This window comes from Bradyrhizobium sp. 87 (genome assembly GCF_023073015.1).
GTDB classification, from domain to species: domain Bacteria; phylum Pseudomonadota; class Alphaproteobacteria; order Rhizobiales; family Xanthobacteraceae; genus Bradyrhizobium; species Bradyrhizobium canariense_D.
Genome location: NZ_JADPIQ010000128.1, coordinates 496693 through 512887, shown reverse-complemented (window position 1 = coordinate 512887; position 16195 = coordinate 496693). Strand labels below are relative to the sequence as shown.

The 16195-nt window shown below is 64.5% G+C and carries 18 protein-coding genes; 6 read left to right on the top strand and 12 right to left on the bottom strand.

All coding sequences use genetic code 11. The features are described 5' to 3' along the window. The first annotated feature begins 2 nt into the window (after positions 1 to 2). Entirely contained in the window at positions 3 to 401 is a 399-nt protein-coding gene (locus tag IVB50_RS33880; protein ID WP_018453326.1) for an MAPEG family protein, read from the top strand. 153 nt (positions 402 to 554) lie between these two features. On the opposite strand, the gene IVB50_RS33875 is transcribed toward IVB50_RS33880, so the two are convergent. The 3 genes from IVB50_RS33875 to IVB50_RS33865 are packed head-to-tail and all read right to left on the bottom strand — an operon-like array spanning position 555 to position 4371. Continuing rightward, positions 555 to 1655, bottom strand: a complete 1101-nt coding sequence (locus tag IVB50_RS33875; protein ID WP_018453325.1) for a nickel/cobalt transporter — start codon at positions 1653 to 1655, stop codon at positions 555 to 557. Then, positions 1652 to 2290, bottom strand: coding sequence for a DUF1007 family protein (locus IVB50_RS33870; protein WP_247299312.1), 639 nt, complete (start codon positions 2288 to 2290; stop codon positions 1652 to 1654). Before IVB50_RS33870 ends, IVB50_RS33875 begins: the two co-directional genes overlap by 4 nt. Continuing rightward, positions 2290 to 4371, bottom strand: a complete 2082-nt coding sequence (locus IVB50_RS33865) for a M3 family metallopeptidase (protein ID WP_018453323.1) — start codon at positions 4369 to 4371, stop codon at positions 2290 to 2292. Before IVB50_RS33865 ends, IVB50_RS33870 begins: the two co-directional genes overlap by 1 nt. Before the next feature lie 135 nt (positions 4372 to 4506). Between IVB50_RS33865 and IVB50_RS33860 the strand changes: the two genes are divergently transcribed. The 5 genes from IVB50_RS33860 to IVB50_RS33840 all read left to right on the top strand — a co-directional run bounded on the left by IVB50_RS33860 (position 4507) and on the right by IVB50_RS33840 (position 9321). Continuing rightward, positions 4507 to 4761, top strand: a complete 255-nt coding sequence (locus IVB50_RS33860) for a hypothetical protein (protein ID WP_018453322.1) — start codon at positions 4507 to 4509, stop codon at positions 4759 to 4761. Positions 4762 to 5433: 672 nt separating this feature from the next. Then, entirely contained in the window at positions 5434 to 6576 is a 1143-nt protein-coding gene (locus tag IVB50_RS33855) for a type III PLP-dependent enzyme (protein ID WP_018453321.1), read from the top strand. A gap of 132 nt (positions 6577 to 6708) precedes the next feature. Next, entirely contained in the window at positions 6709 to 7296 is a 588-nt protein-coding gene (locus IVB50_RS33850) for an N-acetyltransferase (protein ID WP_026232510.1), read from the top strand. A 144-nt stretch (positions 7297 to 7440) separates the two neighbouring features. After that, a complete protein-coding gene (locus IVB50_RS33845) occupies positions 7441 to 7830 on the top strand; it encodes a RidA family protein (RefSeq protein ID WP_018453319.1) in 390 nt (129 codons plus the stop codon). A gap of 48 nt (positions 7831 to 7878) precedes the next feature. After that, positions 7879 to 9321 (top strand): homospermidine synthase, encoded by a 1443-nt coding sequence (locus tag IVB50_RS33840; protein WP_247299311.1) that lies wholly within the window; start codon positions 7879 to 7881, stop codon positions 9319 to 9321. A gap of 213 nt (positions 9322 to 9534) precedes the next feature. Here the strand turns inward: IVB50_RS33840 and IVB50_RS33835 are convergent, their stop codons facing one another. The 9 genes from IVB50_RS33835 to IVB50_RS33795 form a co-directional block, all read right to left on the bottom strand. After that, on the bottom strand, positions 9535 to 9870 hold the full coding sequence (locus IVB50_RS33835) for a hypothetical protein (protein ID WP_026232509.1): 336 nt from the start codon (positions 9868 to 9870) through the stop codon (positions 9535 to 9537). A gap of 122 nt (positions 9871 to 9992) precedes the next feature. After that, a complete protein-coding gene (locus IVB50_RS33830) occupies positions 9993 to 11012 on the bottom strand; it encodes a WD40 repeat domain-containing protein (protein WP_018453316.1) in 1020 nt (339 codons plus the stop codon). Further along, positions 11012 to 12055 carry a GTP-binding protein gene (locus tag IVB50_RS33825; protein WP_026232508.1) on the bottom strand — a complete coding sequence of 348 codons (1044 nt, stop codon included), beginning with the start codon at positions 12053 to 12055 and terminating at the stop codon, positions 11012 to 11014. The genes IVB50_RS33830 and IVB50_RS33825 overlap by 1 nt, the downstream gene beginning before the upstream one ends. A 54-nt stretch (positions 12056 to 12109) precedes the next feature. Continuing rightward, on the bottom strand, positions 12110 to 12973 hold the full coding sequence (locus IVB50_RS33820) for a metal ABC transporter substrate-binding protein (RefSeq protein WP_018453314.1): 864 nt from the start codon (positions 12971 to 12973) through the stop codon (positions 12110 to 12112). Between the two features lie 5 nt (positions 12974 to 12978). After that, positions 12979 to 13848, bottom strand: coding sequence for a metal ABC transporter permease (locus IVB50_RS33815; RefSeq protein ID WP_007597190.1), 870 nt, complete (start codon positions 13846 to 13848; stop codon positions 12979 to 12981). Positions 13849 to 13854: 6 nt separating this feature from the next. Then, positions 13855 to 14610, bottom strand: a complete 756-nt coding sequence (locus IVB50_RS33810) for an ABC transporter ATP-binding protein (RefSeq protein ID WP_018453313.1) — start codon at positions 14608 to 14610, stop codon at positions 13855 to 13857. A 2-nt stretch (positions 14611 to 14612) separates the two neighbouring features. Continuing rightward, positions 14613 to 14849: a hypothetical protein gene (locus IVB50_RS33805; RefSeq protein WP_039798633.1), complete on the bottom strand. Its 237-nt coding sequence runs from the start codon at positions 14847 to 14849 to the stop codon at positions 14613 to 14615. Between the two features lie 43 nt (positions 14850 to 14892). After that, on the bottom strand, positions 14893 to 15393 hold the full coding sequence (locus tag IVB50_RS33800) for a hypothetical protein (RefSeq protein ID WP_018453311.1): 501 nt from the start codon (positions 15391 to 15393) through the stop codon (positions 14893 to 14895). After that, complete coding sequence (locus tag IVB50_RS33795; protein WP_018453310.1) at positions 15390 to 16001, bottom strand: permease; 612 nt, start codon at positions 15999 to 16001, stop codon at positions 15390 to 15392. Before IVB50_RS33795 ends, IVB50_RS33800 begins: the two co-directional genes overlap by 4 nt. Between the last annotated feature and the right edge of the window lie 194 nt (positions 16002 to 16195).

Sequence of the window (16195 nt, the reverse complement as noted above, 5' to 3'; positions counted from 1 at the left end):
AGATGACACTCGCGGAATGGTGCGTCTCCGGAGCGTTGCTGCTCTATTTGGTGACGATCGTCTCGGTCAAATGGATCAGGTTTCGCGGGTTCGACAATTCACGCCCGCGCGATCCCGCCTTCTACGAAGAGGCCATCGCGCAGCGCGCGCTCGGCGCCCACCAGAATGGTATCGAGACCTTTCCGTTCTTCGCCTTCGCGGTGCTGCTGGCCGAATTCCGGGACTCGCCGCAGCGGATGATCGACGAGCTCGCGGTGCTGTTCCTGATCGTACGGATCGCCTATGTGCTGACCTATCTCGGGAACCGCCCGACGCTGCGCTCCATCCTCTGGAGCATCGGCTTTGCGATCAATCTCGGGATCTTCTTCATGCCGGCGTTGAAGCAGTTCTTGCCGGTGTGACTCTCCCTTTGTGGGAGAAGGTGGCGCGAAGCGCCGGATGAGGGGTTCTATCGGCGAACGCAGCTGCAAGAGGATCGCTCGCGGAGACAACCCCTCACCCGTCTCGCCGCTACGCGGCGAGCCACCCTCGCCCACAAGGGGAGAGGGAAAAACTCAGAAACACGTCGTCCGTTCGGCCGCGATGTAACCCAACAACAGGCCTGCACCGAACAGCAGCACGAGGCCGGCGGCGGCGAATTCGATGCCGCGCATGAACAGCGCGCCGTTGCCGTCGCGTCCGGCGCTCAGGCGGGCGGCGATGTCCTTGGCGGAGACGGCGACCACGGCAATGACCGCGACGGTGATCGCGGTGCCGAGCCCCATCAGCAGAGTTGCGGCGATGCCGGCCCAGAACAGGCCTTGGGCCAACGCGAACACCAGCACCAGGATCGCGCCCGAACAGGGACGGATGCCGACGGTCAGGATCGCGGTAAAGCCGCGTCCCCAGCCTCCGAGGCCGGCGAGCTCGCTCGGCATGGGGCCGTGGGAATGGCCGCAATGCTCGTCATGGACGTGGTGATGCGCGTGGTGATGATGGGCGTGCGCATGATCGTGACGATGATGATCATGCGCATCATGATGGTGGTGACCGTGATCATGATGGTCATGCGGCACGCCCGCGATCGCCGACACCGGCTGAACCGCCTGCAGCGCACGGATGAAGGTGCGGCCCTTGACCCAGACCAGGCGCAGGCCGAAAAGCGCGATCAGGGCGTAGCTTGCGATCTCGATCGCGCCTTCCGCCTTGCACATGGTCCTGGCGGTCGCATTCAGCACCCAGGCCGAGATACCGACGATCAGGATCGCCACCAGCGACTGCATCAACGCGGATGCAAACGACAGCACGATGCCGCGCCTGACAGTCTCGCGATTGGCGACGAGATAGGAGGCGATCACCGCCTTGCCGTGGCCGGGCCCTGCGGCGTGGAAGATGCCGTAGGCAAAGGAGATGACGAGCAGCGTCCACACCGCCGAGCCGTCGGACTTGGCGGCGCGAATGGTCGCCGACATCTGGCGATAAAATTCCGATTGTTTTGCCAAGAGCCAGCCGATGAGGCCACTGGCCTCAGGCTCAGCCGCCCGCGCGGGTCTTGGTGCGCCAAACGGGTTCTGCGCGACGAGTTCGTGGAGGGCCGCGTCGGCCACGCCCGCAACCAGCAGAACGGCGGCACAGGTGAGCAGCCCACGTGCGAGCGGGGAGAGTTTCGACTTCAAGGGCAATCCACCGTGATCTTGTTGGCGAACATCATGCCGAAATTGGAGTTCTCGCCGTTCATGAAGGTCTGCTCGTTGAGCTTCTGCGCACTCGCGGTGCCGTCGCTCGGCCGCTCAAGTTTCATCTGGCAGCCGGCGGGCGCGCCGACCAGCTTGATCGGGTTGTCCTTGGCCATCTGGAAGTCAATGAAGAAGGAGCGGTCGAACACTTCGAGCATCAATTGCTTGGACCTGACCGGATTCTTCAGCGGCAGCGTGAAGTGCAGGGTCAGGACCGTATCCTTGTAGTCGAGGAAGTAGTCGACCGGCTCCTGGAATCGCTCCTTCTTGCCGTCGGCTCGCGCGAAGGTGAAGTAGGCATATTCCTTCAGCGACTCGACATTGGTCTGCGCCAGCGGTCCGAGCTCCTCGCGGGTATAGACGCCCTTGGTCTTGCTCTCGAGCCCCTGCACGGCATAGGCCGAGAACATGTCGTCAAACGTCCAGGCGTGGCGCACGCCGGTGATGGTGCCGTCCGCGGCATAGAGCAACTCGCTGGTCGCGGTGATCCAGACATGCGGGTGCGCCTGCGCCGCCCCGGCCACAAAGGTGAGGCCAGCGGCGAGCAGCAGCCCGAGCAGGGCGCGCACGCCCATCAGGCCGCCTTCGGGGCGTCAAGCAGACCTCGGCGACGCAGCAGCGCATCGGGCTCCGGCGGGCGGCCGCGGAAGGCCTCATAGGCGGCTTCCGGATCGACCGATCCGCCGCTCGAGTAGATGTCGTCGTGCAGGCGTTTTGCGACGGCGGGATCGAAGATGTCGCCGGCTTCCTCGAATGCGCCGAAGGCGTCGGCGTCCATCACCTCCGACCACATGTAGCTGTAATAGCCGGCGGCATAATGATCGCCGGTGAAGATGTGACCGAATTGCGTCGGACGGTGACGCAGCGAGATCTCCTCGGGCATGCCGATCTTCTCCAGCTCGCGTCTCTCGAAGGCGCGGACGTCCTGCGCGGCGGAGGCCGGCTGGGTGTGGAATTCGAGATCGATCAGCGCCGAGGAGACGAACTCGACCGTGGCGAAACCCTGGTTGAATTTTCGCGCGGCCAGGAACCGTTGCAGCAGATCGTCCGGCAGCGGCTCGCCGGTCTGGTAGTGGCGGGCAAACTTTTGCAGCACCTCGGGCCGCTCCTGCCAATGCTCGTACAGCTGGGAGGGCAATTCGACGAAGTCGGTGAACACGGAGGTGCCCGACAGCGACGGATAGGTCACGTTGGAGAGCATGCCGTGCAGGCCATGGCCGAACTCGTGGAACAGGGTGCGGGCATCGTCGGGCGACAGCAGCGAGGGTTCCCCGTCCGCGCCCTTGGAGAAGTTGCAGATGTTGAGGATCAGCGGCGCGACCTCGCCGTCGAGCTTCTGCTGGTCGCGCAGCGAGGTCATCCAGGCGCCGGAGCGCTTCGACGGCCGGGCGAAGTAATCGCCATAGAACAGCGCCTTGTGCTTGCCGTCCCGCCCCTTCATCTCCCAGACCCGGACGTCCGGATGCCAGACCGGCACGTTCTTGCGCTCCTCGAAAGTGACGCCGAACAGGCGCGTGGCACAGTCGAAGGCGGCGGCGATCATGTGATCGAGCGCGAGATACGGCTTGATCGCGGCGTCGTCGAAATTGGCGCGCTGAAGGCGCAGCTTTTCGGCATAGAAGCGCCAGTCCCAGGGGGCGAGCTTGAAATTGCCGCCCTCCTCCGTGATCAGCGCCTGCATGTCGTCGCGGTCGGCGAGCGCCCGCGCCCGGGCCGGCTTCCAGACCCGCTCCAGAAGGCCGCGCACCGCTTCCGGCGTCTTGGCCATGGAATCCTCGAGCCGGTAGGCCGCGAAGGTCGGATAACCCAGGAGATTGGCGCTCTCCTCGCGCAGCTTCAGGACCTCGACGATGGTCGCGTTGTTGTCGTTGGCATTGCCGTTGTCGCCCCGCGCGGTGAAGGCCTTGTAGACCTTCTCGCGCAGGTCACGCCGGGCCGAGCTCTTCAGGAACTGTTCGACCGAGGAGCGCGACAGGGTGACGATGGCCTTGCCGGCCATGCCGCGTTCTTCCGCCGCAGCCTTGGCGCTGGCGACAAAACTCTCCGGCAGGCCCTGGCGGTCGGCTTCGCCGAGCTCCATGAACCATTCCTGCTCGTCGCCGAGCAGATGATGACTGAAGCTGGTGCCGAGCTGGGCGAGTCTCTCGTTGATCTCCGCCATCCGCGTCTTGGCCTCTTCGGAGAGGCCGGCGCCGGAGCGGTGGAAGCGGGTGTAGGTGCGCTCGAGCAGGCGGAGCTGTTCCGGTGTCAGACCGAGATTGGCGCGGTTCTCGTGTAGCTGGGCAATGCGGCCAAACAGCACGGCGTTCATCATGATCGGATTCCAGTGCCGCGCCATCCGCAAGGAAACCTCCTTGTCGATCTCCAGAATGGCCGGGTTGGAATGCGCCGAGACGAGGTCGTAGAAGACCGACGCGACCTTGCTGAGCAGCTTGCCCGAGCGCTCCAGCGCCGTGATGGTGTTGGCGAAGTCGGGCGCGGTCGGGTCGTTGGTGATCGCTGCGATCTCGGCGGAGTGGTCGGCGAAGGCCTGCTCGAAGGCCGGGAGGAAGTGCTCCGGCTTGATTTCGTCGAAGGGCGGGGTCGCAAACGGCGTCACCCACGCCTTCAGCAGCGGGTTGGTCTCGGAGTCCGTAGTTTGGCGGGGTTCTGACATTACAAGTCCCGATTTGTGGCTCGATTGTTGCGGCCAGCTATAGCACGCGATAGGGCTTTTTTGGGCCGTTTGCCCTTGCTCCCGGCTGCCTTTTCGGTGAGATTGCGGCCCTCCAAGCCTAGGACCCCTGAGCTCATGAACGCGACCTCCTCGTCTTCCCGTCGGATCGTCTGGCCGAGCGTCATCACCGTCGTCAGCGCCGCCATCCTGATCGGCGCCGAGGTGTTCGGCGCGGCGTTTGCCGGCGGCTGGGCGCTCGCGATCCTGTTCGGGCTGGGCGAGCAAGGCACGCACATCCTTCAGGCCACGCTGTTTGCGCTCGGCGTGCTCGTGATGACGGCCTTCATCCGCGCCGCTCAACGCGTCGAGCCGTTCACGAAGCGCGGCTGAAGCGCGGACGCTCGCGAGTGACGCGCGCCGCGCAGAAAACTTAACGCGCGTTCATCTTTCGCGTCGCGCGCGCAACACTGCGCAAGCAGATGTTAGGCAATTCTGTTCGCAGCCTAAAAAATCTCTTGCGAAGCAGAGTCAAAACACTTATGTGCGGATTGCCCAATTTCGCACGTGCCTGTGGTCGTGTGTCAGTCGGTAGGTATCCGGACAAGAGGCCGGACAGCCGCCAAGGGGTGAAGAAGCCGAGGGGCTCTTCGGAAGTGTGGAAGTCGGAAGGCTCATCGCCGGAAGACGAAAGCAAACCCGGAGCGTCCAGCATCTCTCTCAAAGAGATGCCTTGTCGAAGGTGACTTTGCTCTTTGCAACCGTGACTGGCAGCCGGAGGCGAACCGGCGCACCCCGCTCTCAACGGGGGACGCGACTTAAAGCAACGACGGATCGGGCTTTTTTGGTCTCTACCGGCAGTCCAACGCCGGCGCGGGCTACTGAAAAGGCTTGTCCTTCATTGCCAGGTGTGCGGGCGGGAACATTCCCAACCAATCCACGGCAGCACAGTCTGATGTGAGTCTTTGGCTCGTCGCGCCTCCATCGCGCGATCTGGCCGGAGCGCTCTTATCCGACGTCATTTTTTGAACGGATCCCCGTCGCTGGGCCGTTTGGGAGAGTGCTATGACCGACCGTATCCAGGAATTCCTGCGCAACCGCCGCAGCGAGGGCCTCGACACCGAGCCGTGCCTCGTCGTCGACCTCGAAGTCGTGCGCGACAATTACCAGACCTTTGCCAAGGCGCTGCCCGACAGCCGCGTGTTCTATGCCGTCAAGGCGAACCCGGCGCCGGAAGTGCTGGCTTTGCTCGCCTCCATGGGCTCCTGCTTCGACACCGCGACGGTCGCCGAGATCGAGATGGCGCTGGCCGCCGGTGCGACGCCCGACCGCATCTCCTTCGGCAACACGATCAAAAAGGAGCGCGACATCGCGCGCGCCTTCGCGCTCGGCATTCGGCTGTTCGCGGTCGATTGCGCCGCCGAAGTCGAGAAGGTCGCCCGTGCCGCGCCCGGCGCAAAGGTGTTCTGCCGCATCCTCTATGACTGCGCCGGCGCCGAATGGCCGCTGTCGCGCAAGTTCGGCTGCGACCCGGAGATGGCCGTCGACGTGCTCGACGTTGCCAAGCGTCTGGGCCTGGAGCCGTGCGGCATCTCCTTCCATGTCGGCTCGCAGCAGCGCAAGGTGAAGGCGTGGGACCGTGCGCTGGCAATGGCCTCGCAGGTGTTCCGCGACTGCGCCGAGCGCGGCATCAACCTGACCATGGTCAACATGGGCGGCGGTTTCCCGACCAAGTACCTGAAGGACGTACCGCCGGTGGTGACCTACGGGCGCTCGATCTTCCGCGCGCTGCGCAAGCACTTCGGCAACCAGATTCCGGAGACCATCATCGAGCCGGGCCGCGGCATGGTGGGCAACGCCGGCATCATCGAGTCCGAAGTCGTGCTCATCTCGAAGAAGAGCGACGAGGACGAGGTGCGCTGGGTCTATCTGGACATCGGCAAGTTCGGCGGTCTCGCCGAGACCATGGACGAGTCGATCCGTTACGCCATCCGCACCCCGCATGACGGCGCGGACATGACGCCGTGCGTGCTCGCGGGCCCGACCTGTGACAGCGCCGACGTGCTGTACGAGAAGAACCCGTATCCGCTTCCGGTGACGCTCGAGATCGGCGACAAGCTGCTGATCGAAGGCACCGGGGCCTATACGTCGACCTACTCGGCGGTGGCTTTCAACGGCATCCCGCCGCTGAAAACCTACCACATCTGATCCGCCTCGCGTCTGAGGCCTGACGAACCCGGGAACCGGCTTGCCGGCTCCCTCCCTGACATTTCGATTTCTGACGACGCCTTGAACCGGCGTGCTTTGCGCACGTCAGTTTCAAGCGGGGACTGACGCGCCATGACTGCTCTTCGGAAGACACAAATTGACCCCACTTCGAAAGCCGCTCCGTTCGCGATCCGTGCGGAGCGTGCTGTCGACGTTGCGATGCGTGAAGCGCTGCTCGATGCGTCCTTTGGCGAGAACCGCCATGGCCGTACCTGTCAGCGCCTGCGTGACGGACGCGCCCCCGCTGCCGGCCTTGCGCTGGCCGCGATGCGCGAGGGGAAGCTCGTGGGAACCGTGCGGCTGTGGCACGTCAGCGCCGGAGGCAGGCCCGCTCTGGTCCTCGGACCGCTGGCGGTGGACCCTGCCTGCCGCGAGCTCGGGATCGGCGCCGCGCTGATGCAACAAGCGCTGGCTGCCGCCCGGGCGCGCGGGCATGCCGCCGTGATCCTGCTCGGCGATGCCCCCTATTACGCCCGCTTCGGCTTCTCGGCCGCCAACACCGGCGAGCTGTCGCTGCCCGGTCCGTTCGAGCGCGACCGCCTGCTGGCGATCGAATTCACGACAGGCGCGCTGGACGGCGCCGCCGGGATGATCGTCCCGACTGGTGCGGCCCTGCCCAAACGGAGGGTAGTTCGCGCCCTCCAGGCGCGCGCGGCTTAAGGGATCGCCATGATGGCGACGACCTAGCCGCGTTAAGCGGCAACGCCCGGCTGTGCCTGCGTTAAGCTCCATTCCTTTGGGGTTGCGCAGGCCGGCAAATTGCGTAAACCCCACGAAATTCCTCTTCAGTCGAGGCCTACGACCATGTCCCGCCGCCTGATTTCCACCGGCTCCCCGTTCGAGAAGACCGCCGGCTACAGCCGCGCCGTGATCGACGGCGAGTTCGCCTTCGTCGCGGGTACCACCGGCTACGACTACACCACCATGACGATGCCGGCCGATGTCACGAGCCAGTCACGCAACTGCTTCAAGACCATCGAAGCTGCCCTGAAGGAGGGCGGCTTCGAGATGGCCGACATTGTCCGCGTCACCTATTACCTCACCGACGCCAAGAACGCAGACGCGCATTTCGCGGTCTGCGGCGAAGTCCTCGGCGAGATCCGCCCGGCCGCCACGCTTCTCGTCGTCTCGGCGCTCTACAAGCCCGAGATGAAAGTCGAGATCGAAGCCACTGCCAAGCGCCGCAGCACCTGAGCCATCCCTCACCATTTGCTCGCCAGCACGTTCCGGAGAAACCATCCTATGAGCCCCGCCTCGCAGATCTACGCGAAGATCACTGGCCCCATCGTCATGGTCGGCTTCGGCTCCATCGGCAAAGGCACGCTGCCGCTGATCGAGCGGCATCTCGATTACGACAAATCGCGCATCACCGTGATCGATCCCAAGGACGAGGGTCGCAAGGCGCATTGCGAGAAGCACAATGTGCGCTTCATCCAGAAGGGTGTGACCAAGGACAATTACCGCGAGTTGCTGACCCCGCTGCTCACCGAAGGCGGCGGCCAGGGCTTTTGCGTCAATCTCTCGGTCGACACCGGCTCCACCGACATCATGGAGCTCTGCAACGAGCTCGGCGCTCTCTATATCGACACCGTCAACGAGCCCTGGCTCGGCTTCTATTTCGATTCGTCGAAGGGCCCGGAGGCGCGCTCCAACTACGCCCTTCGCGAAGCGACGCTGGCCGCCAAGAAGGCGCGCCCCGCGGGGTCGACGACGGCCGTCTCCTGCTGTGGCGCCAATCCCGGCATGGTCTCGTTTTTCGTCAAGCAGGCGTTGCTCAACGTCGCCGCCGATCTGAAGCTCAATGCCCCCAAGCCGAAGACCAAAGCCGAATGGGCGGACTTGATGCGACAGGCCGGTATCAAGGGCATCCATATCGCCGAACGCGACACCCAGCGCTCCAAGAAGCCGAAAGAGCCCGATGTCTTCGTCAACACCTGGTCGGTGGAAGGTTTCCTGTCGGAAGGCGTGCAGCCCTCCGAGCTCGGCTGGGGCACCCACGAAAAATGGATGCCCGAGAATGCGCGGACTCACGAAGCCGGCTGCGGCGCTGCCATCTATCTGATGCAGCCCGGCGCCAACACGCGCGTGCGCACCTGGTGCCCGACCCGCGGCGCGCAATATGGCTTCCTCGTCACCCACAACGAGTCGATCTCGATTGCCGACTATTTCACCGTGCGCGACGCATCGGGCACGGCGGTCTATCGGCCGACCTGCCACTACGCCTATCATCCGGCTGACGATGCCGTGCTGTCGCTGCATGAAATGTTCGGCCGCGCCGCGAAGATGCAGGAAAAGCACCACATCCTCGACGAGAACGAAATCGTCGACGGCATCGACGAACTCGGCGTGCTGCTGTTCGGCCATGACAACAATGCCTACTGGTACGGCTCGCAGCTCTCGATCGAAGAGACCCGCAAGCTCGCGCCCTATCAGAACGCCACCGGTCTGCAAGTGACCTCCGCCGTGCTCGGCGGCATGGTGTGGGCGCTAGAAAACCCGAACGAGGGCATCGTCGAAGCCGACGAGATGGATTTCGATCGTCTGCTGGAAATTCAGCTGCCGTATCTCGGCCCGGTGAAGGGTTTTTATATCGACTGGACGCCGCTGACGGATCGTCCGGGACTGTTCCCGGAGGACATCGACACGAGCGATCCCTGGCAGTTCCGGAATGTTCTGGTGCGGTGAGGCGGCGTCGCGCCACGGCCACTGCTGTCATGCCCCGCGACCCGGCTACGCCAAGGCTTAGCCGAGGTTGAGGTCCAGGCGCGCCGAAGCTTTAGCGTAAGCGGCAGGCGGGGCATCCAGTACGCCGCAGCATCTCCGTATCCACGCACAGCCTCTGGAATACTGGATCGTCCGCCTTCGCGGACGATGACAGCACCCGCGTAGATGCAGAACCTACTTCCTCTCGATCGGCGGCGCGATCTTCTCGGCTGGGGCTGGCGGCAATGCTGGTTTCGCCGCGCCGGCAGCGCCCTGCGTCTGCGGTTCGGGCCGCGCGGGCTCTGGGGCGGGCGTGGTCGGCCGGTCGCCGCCGGGCTTGGCTTCCGCGGGCTTATTCTGATCGTCGGACGGCGTGCCCTGAAGGGGTTGCGTCGCTTGGGCTGTCTGCATCCGGGTCTCGGCGCGGATTTGCGCCAGCGACATGCCTGACACCACGACGCCTGCCGCGAACAGCGAGCAGGCGACCATCAAGTCGAGCTTCAGTCTGCGCTTGTCATATTGGCCGGGCATGTCGATCACCGCCTTTGTCTGCGGGATCAACGAAATTGCCGCTCTGCGGTTCCCGCCCGTGGCGGCCGGAACTCGACGGCTGCGCGCCACATGGCCCCATCCACGGTCGGAACGATGACAGATTAAAGCTCGAGCAGGCCGCCATCACCATTTTCGTCGGCGAACGCCAACAGCGTCCCCTTCGCGTTCCAGGCGAGCGCGGCGACTGCGGGCGTGCCGTTGCGGCGGACGAGGATCTCGGCGCCGTCCTCCAGACGGACCATCAGCACGGTGCCGTCGCTGTAGCCGGCGGCGAAGATGTCGTTCCTGGGGTGGCAGGCGACGACCGACACGCGCGCCTGCAGCGGCGCGAGCATCGCTGGCTCCTTGCCCATCGGGCCATCCTTGCTAGCGAACGGCCACAGGATCACCGTGTCGGCGCCCGAGGTCGCCAGCGCCTTGCCGCCCGCGCTCCACGACATCGAGCGGACGCGGCTGGGATAGCCGGTCATGCGCATGTGCCTGTTGTCGGCAAGCCGCCAGCCGTGCAGCGCCGATTCGTGCATCGTGGTGACCAGGAATTTGTTGTCCGGGCTGAAGGTGACGCCGAGATGCGAGCCGGCCCAAGGCAGGAATTCGGCCGACCCCGCCATGTTGGGAAACCACAGCGTCGCGCCGTTGTAATGGGCGATCGCGAGACGCTGGCCCTTCGGCGCAAACGCGAGGCCGCCGACGGTCGAGGGCACCTCGAGCGACTTCTCCTCGCTCTTGCCGCTCTTGAAGAAAGCAGTCTTGCCAGCCGACCAGGCGTAGGCACCGTCCGGATGCAGCGCCACCGCATCGATCCAGCGCCGTTTCGGGTCGGTCGCAAGCAGCGTCACTTCGCCTTTGGCCTCGAGCGACACGACTTTTCCATCGTCGCCGCCCATCACGAGGCGCTTGCCGTCGGAGGCGGCCGAGAGAATGCCGCCGCTGTGCACGGCGATCTTGCTGATCTCACCCTGGCTATCCACGAGCGCGACATTCTCCTCGCCGCCGACGAAGGCGGCGCGGTTGCCAAGGAAATGCACGGAGGTCACGACCATGCCGAGCGCGAGCGGTTTGACGCGCTCGGTGACGGAGACGATCGAGGCGGAATCGGCGGGTGGCGTAAACTCTTTCATCACGAGACGATGCAGCTCTCAAAACCCTGGCGAATGAGGTCTTGCGGCAATTCGCGACCGATGAAGACGAGGCGGCTCTCGCGCGGCTCGCCGTCCTTCCATTTGCGCTGGTGGTTGCCCTCCAGCATCATGTGGACACCCTGAAAGACGTAGCGGTCATCATCGTCGTGGAAAGCAAGGATGCCCTTGGAGCGCAGGATCTTGCCGCCCTCCACCTGCACCAGGTTCTGAAGCCAGGGCATGAACACGTTCGGATCGAGCGGCTTGTCGGTCTTGAGTGACAGCGACTGCATGTCCTCGTCGTGATAGTGCTTCAGGCCGTGGCTGTGATCATGATTGTGATGATGGTCGTGATGGTGATGATCATGGTCGTGGTCATGATCCTCGGCATTCAGGAAGTCCGGCTCGATGTCGAGGATGCGGTCGAGGTCGAAAGCGCCGCGGTCGAGCACGTCCGCCAAAGCCACCGAGCAGCGCTCGGTGCGATGCAGTTTCGCATAGGGATTGATGGCGCGGATGCGGGCCTCGACCTCGGCAAGTTCTCCCTTGGAAACGAGATCGATCTTGTTCAGCACGATGACGTCGGCAAAGGCGATCTGGTTCTTGGCCTCAGGTGCATCCTTGAGGCGGTCGGATAGCCATTTGGCGTCCGCAACCGTGACCACCGCATCGAGGCGCGCGCTCTTCTGCACGTCCTCGTCGACGAAGAAGGTCTGGGCGACGGGGGCCGGATCGGCAAGACCGGTGGTCTCGACGATGATGGCGTCGAACTTGCCCTTGCGCTTCATCAGGCCTTCCATGATGCGCACGAGATCGCCGCGCACGGTGCAGCAGATGCAGCCGTTGTTCATTTCGAACACTTCCTCATCGGCACCGATGATGAGGTCGTTGTCGATGCCGATCTCGCCGAATTCGTTGACGATGACGGCGTATTTCTTGCCGTGGTTTTCCGACAGGATGCGGTTCAACAGCGTGGTCTTGCCCGCACCGAGATAGCCGGTCAGGACGGTCACGGGAATTTTTGGGGCGGTCGCTTCAGACATAACAACTCCGGACTTCGGGCTTTTCGCGCGACGCGAGGCGGGGTGGCCCCTGCCCTAGTGGTCAAGCGCACTGGTCAGGGCCTTTATATTGTGCCTGACCATATCAATGTAAGTGGGTGCAGGCCCCTTTTCGCCGGTCAAACCGTCCGAAATCAGGGTCCCGCCGACTTTTGAGCCGGTCTCCGCCGCGATCCGCCGGATCAGCCGGTCGTCGCTGATATTTTCCAGGAACACGGCTGGGATTTTTTGGGCCTTGATCTGGCCGATGATGGTGGCGATGTCCCGCGCGCTGGGCTCGGTTTCCGTGGAGACGCCGAGCGGCGCGATGAACTGGACGCCGTATTCGGCGGCGAAATAGCCGAAAGCGTCATGGGTCGAAATCACCTTGCGACGCTCCTGCGGGATCTTGGCCACGGCTGCGCGGACCTCGCGGTCGAGCGTTTCGAGCTTTTCCAAATAGGCCTTGGCCCGGGCGCGGAAGAACTCCGCATCGTCAGGGTCGACCGCGGCCAGCGCATTGGCGATGTCGGTGACGTAGATTTTGGCGTTGGGGACCGACTGCCAGCCATGCGGATCTGCGGCCGAGCCGAGCTTGAGCGGCGCGATGCCGGCGCTCACGATAACCACCTGCGCCTTGCTGCCCGAGGACTGCACGAGCCGTGGCAGCCAGCCCTCGAGACCAAGCCCGTTGACGATGACCAGCTTTGCGTCCGCGATCCGCTTCGCATCGCTTGGCGCGGGCGCGTAGACATGGACGTCGCTGTCGGCCCCGACCAACGTCGTCAGATTGATCCGGTCGCCGCCGACATTACGGACGAAGTCGGCCAGGATCGAGAAGCTCGCGACGACTTTCAGTTGCTCAGCGGCGTGCAGCGGCGAGGCGATCAGCATAAGCACACAAAGCAGGATGCGCCGCATCGCTATCACGCTTCCAAATGCCGGCCGGGAAACAGCTGCCTAACGACGCCGCCGACCCGGCCGAACAGGACGGAGACGGTGTAGAGCGCGCTTGCCACCAGAATGATCGCAGGACCCGACGGCACACGGGTCTGGAACGACAGCACGAGACCTGCATAGCCGGACACGGCGGCAGCGACGACCGCGATGCAGATCATGACGGTGAGATCGCGCGACCAGAACCGCGCGATGCCGGCCGGCAGGATCATCAGGCCGACCGCGAGCAGCGTGCCGAGCGCCTGAAAGCCGTTGACGAGGTTGATCACGACCAGCGCGAGGAAAGCGAGATGCGCAGGCCCGCCGGCCCGGCTGACGGTGCGCAAAAACAGCGGATCGACGCTTTCGATCACCAGCGGACGGTAGATCACGGCGAGCACCAGCAGCGTGACCGTGGCGTTGAATGCGACGACCAGCAGCGTCTGGTCGTCCATCGCGAGAATATTGCCGAACAGCACGTGCAGCAGGTCGATATTGGTGCCCTTGATCGAGACGATGGTGACGCCGAGCGCCAGCGAGGCCAGATAGAAGGTCGCGAGCGAGGCATCCTCCTTCAACCCGGTCGAGCGCGCGACGAGGCCTGCGAGGATTGCGACGGCAAAACCTGCGATCAGGCCTCCGGCCGTCATCGCGAACAGATTGAGGCCGGAGAGCAGGAAACCGACAGCGGCGCCGGGGAGGATTGCATGTGCCATGGCGTCGCCGACCAGGCTCATCCGCCGCAACATCAGGAACACGCCGATCGGCGCACCCGCGAGCGACAGCGCGATAACGGCCGCGAGCGCACGTCGCATGAACTCGAATTCGGTGAACGGGCCGATCAACGCGTCATAGAGCATCGGATATCAAGCCGCCCGTGAGCGGGCATCATCGGCCGAGCAGGTGGCGGCGCTGTCGTCGAAGGCTTCGCACATCCGCATTGCGACCAGCAGGTTTTCCGGCGTCAGCACCTCCGCCGTCGGCCCCCACACCACGGGACCGCGCGCCAGCACCAGCGTCTCGCTGAAATGGGTGCGCACCATCTCCATGTCGTGCAGTGCGGCGAGCACTGTGCGGCCCTCGCCATGCCAGTGCTTCACCAGCGTCAGCAGATCAGCCGTGGTCTTGCTGTCGATGGCGTTGAAGGGCTCGTCCAGCACGATCAGCCGCGCGTCCTGGAGCAGTACGCGCGCGAACAGCACGCGCTGCATCTGGCCGCCCGAGAGCGTGCCGATTGGGCGGTTTTCGAAACCGTTGAGGCCAACGGAAGCGATCGCGCGGAGGATCTTTTCGCGCGCCGCCTTGCCGATGCCGCCGAACAGGCCGGTCCCACGCCACAGCCCGGTGGCGACGAAGTCCAGCACCGAGATCGGGAAGCTGCGGTCGATCTCCGCACTCTGCGGCAGATAGGCGATATCGCGGCTGTCGAGCCCGCCGAGATGGATGCTGCCGTCGAGCGGCCTGAGGATGCCGACGATGCCCCGCAGCAGCGTCGACTTGCCGGCGCCGTTCGGGCCGATCACGGCCAGCAGCGCGCCCGGCGCGACCTCCCCATTGAGGTGGTGCACGGCCGGATGGCGGTCATAGCCGAGCGTAACGTTGTGGAAATGCAGCGCCGCCATGGTCACCTCATCGCCAGGAAGACCACGCCCCAAAGCACGGCGCAGACCGCGAGCGCGGCCGCGAGACGGGCGGCCATCGTCATGCGCAGGATCGACCAGTGCGCCGCCTGAGCCGGATGCGGAGAGGCCGCACCGTGGACATGTGCGTGGGTGTGATCGTGTCCATGCGAATGCCCGTCGTCATGGGAATGGCTATGAGCATGATCGCTATGATGGGCTTGGGACGCGGCGGGAACCATTCCTGGATGTTATATTATAACATTACAGCTGTCCATGCCGGGCTCAGGGTTTGCCGATCAGCATGGCGATGGCGGCGGCGACGAACGGGAACGGCACCGAAACCGCGCAGCGGAACCAGACGAAACGGGCCGGCATGAACGGAATTTCCCACAAAATCACCCGTTGGAAGGCAAATAGCGCCCAAGCGACGACATAGGCGACCACCTGCGGCACCCCACCACCCGATTTCAGGGCCACCGTCCCGATCGAGAACCCGATCACCGGGCCACCGGGCGTCGCGGCCCCGGCGACCACGGCAGTCGCGACCCCGAGCCAGCCGCTGTCCGGGCCGAGCCAGCCGCTGATCACCTCCTGTGGGATGATAGCGGCGATGTAGCCGGAGCCGATCACCCCCAGCGCGATCCGCGGCACGATGTTGATGAAGTCCATCGAGCCTTCGCGCAGCGAGGCCTTGAACACTGGTGGGCCGCGGCGAAAGGCGATCAGGCCGACGCCGAACACCGAACCCCACAACAGGATGTCGATCAGGAGCGCGGCGCTCATGTCTCGTCGTCCTTCATGGCCGGCTTCGGATAAAGCCGGACATAGACGAAGCGGCCGAGCGCGCCTGCGAGCACCGGCAACGGCAGCGAGATGACGATGCGCCACAGCGTGAAGTCGGTGCCCATAATCGGGATTTCCCAGGCGACCGCCCGGCCATAGCCGATCAAGGTCCAACTCACGACCATGGCGATGGTGGCACCGAAATCGGCGCCGACCGCCAGCAGCGCACTCGCCACGGGATAGGCGGTGAAGGGACCGCCGGGCAGGATCGCGCCGAAGGCGGTGCCGATCAGAAGGCCTTTCAGGCCCGATTTCGGCCCGAGCGCGCGCGAGACTTTTTCGTGCGGCAGGATCTCGGAGATGAACGCACCGAGCAGGCAGCCGGCCAGCACGCGGGGCAGGATGCCGCCGAACAGCGAGAGATCGTGGGTCAGTATCTCGAGAACACCGTCGGTGCCATCACGCCGCCAGACCAGACCTGCGCTCACCGCCACAAGGGCTGCGATGATGATGGTCGACCAGCCGATCGGCTTGCGCACGCGACCCGGCCGCGGCTCGGATTCCGCGTCCTCGGCGGATGCCGGGTCTTTCGAGGAAGGATCTGACAACGGGCGCGTTCGGCTCGAGGGCGATGCCCGTCCTGCTTAAGGGCGCCGCAGATGCGATGCAAACAGTACGATGACGGGAGCGATGCGCACCTCGCGCAGGGCCATGCGAGGCGAAGTGCGAATTCCGCACAACAAAAAGGCGGCCGCGCCTCGACCGCCTTTCAATTCCGTCATTCCGGAGCGGCAAAGCCGGC

What these genes read in the sequence shown, in the direction of transcription:
- IVB50_RS33820 (WP_018453314.1), bottom strand. Translation starts at nt 12,973, where the DNA reads ATGCGGCGCATCCTGCTTTGTGTGCTTATGCTGATCGCCTCGCCGCTG.
- IVB50_RS33880 (WP_018453326.1), top strand. Translation starts at nt 3, where the DNA reads ATGACACTCGCGGAATGGTGCGTCTCCGGAGCGTTGCTGCTCTATTTG.
- IVB50_RS33805 (WP_039798633.1), bottom strand. Translation starts at nt 14,849, where the DNA reads ATGGTTCCCGCCGCGTCCCAAGCCCATCATAGCGATCATGCTCATAGC.
- IVB50_RS33870 (WP_247299312.1), bottom strand. Translation starts at nt 2,290, where the DNA reads ATGGGCGTGCGCGCCCTGCTCGGGCTGCTGCTCGCCGCTGGCCTCACC.
- IVB50_RS33855 (WP_018453321.1), top strand. Translation starts at nt 5,434, where the DNA reads ATGACCGACCGTATCCAGGAATTCCTGCGCAACCGCCGCAGCGAGGGC.
- IVB50_RS33830 (WP_018453316.1), bottom strand. Translation starts at nt 11,012, where the DNA reads ATGAAAGAGTTTACGCCACCCGCCGATTCCGCCTCGATCGTCTCCGTC.
- IVB50_RS33815 (WP_007597190.1), bottom strand. Translation starts at nt 13,848, where the DNA reads ATGCTCTATGACGCGTTGATCGGCCCGTTCACCGAATTCGAGTTCATG.
- IVB50_RS33865 (WP_018453323.1), bottom strand. Translation starts at nt 4,371, where the DNA reads ATGTCAGAACCCCGCCAAACTACGGACTCCGAGACCAACCCGCTGCTG.
- IVB50_RS33800 (WP_018453311.1), bottom strand. Translation starts at nt 15,393, where the DNA reads ATGAGCGCCGCGCTCCTGATCGACATCCTGTTGTGGGGTTCGGTGTTC.
- IVB50_RS33840 (WP_247299311.1), top strand. Translation starts at nt 7,879, where the DNA reads ATGAGCCCCGCCTCGCAGATCTACGCGAAGATCACTGGCCCCATCGTC.
- IVB50_RS33825 (WP_026232508.1), bottom strand. Translation starts at nt 12,055, where the DNA reads ATGTCTGAAGCGACCGCCCCAAAAATTCCCGTGACCGTCCTGACCGGC.
- IVB50_RS33845 (WP_018453319.1), top strand. Translation starts at nt 7,441, where the DNA reads ATGTCCCGCCGCCTGATTTCCACCGGCTCCCCGTTCGAGAAGACCGCC.
- IVB50_RS33860 (WP_018453322.1), top strand. Translation starts at nt 4,507, where the DNA reads ATGAACGCGACCTCCTCGTCTTCCCGTCGGATCGTCTGGCCGAGCGTC.
- IVB50_RS33810 (WP_018453313.1), bottom strand. Translation starts at nt 14,610, where the DNA reads ATGGCGGCGCTGCATTTCCACAACGTTACGCTCGGCTATGACCGCCAT.
- IVB50_RS33835 (WP_026232509.1), bottom strand. Translation starts at nt 9,870, where the DNA reads ATGCCCGGCCAATATGACAAGCGCAGACTGAAGCTCGACTTGATGGTC.
- IVB50_RS33850 (WP_026232510.1), top strand. Translation starts at nt 6,709, where the DNA reads ATGACTGCTCTTCGGAAGACACAAATTGACCCCACTTCGAAAGCCGCT.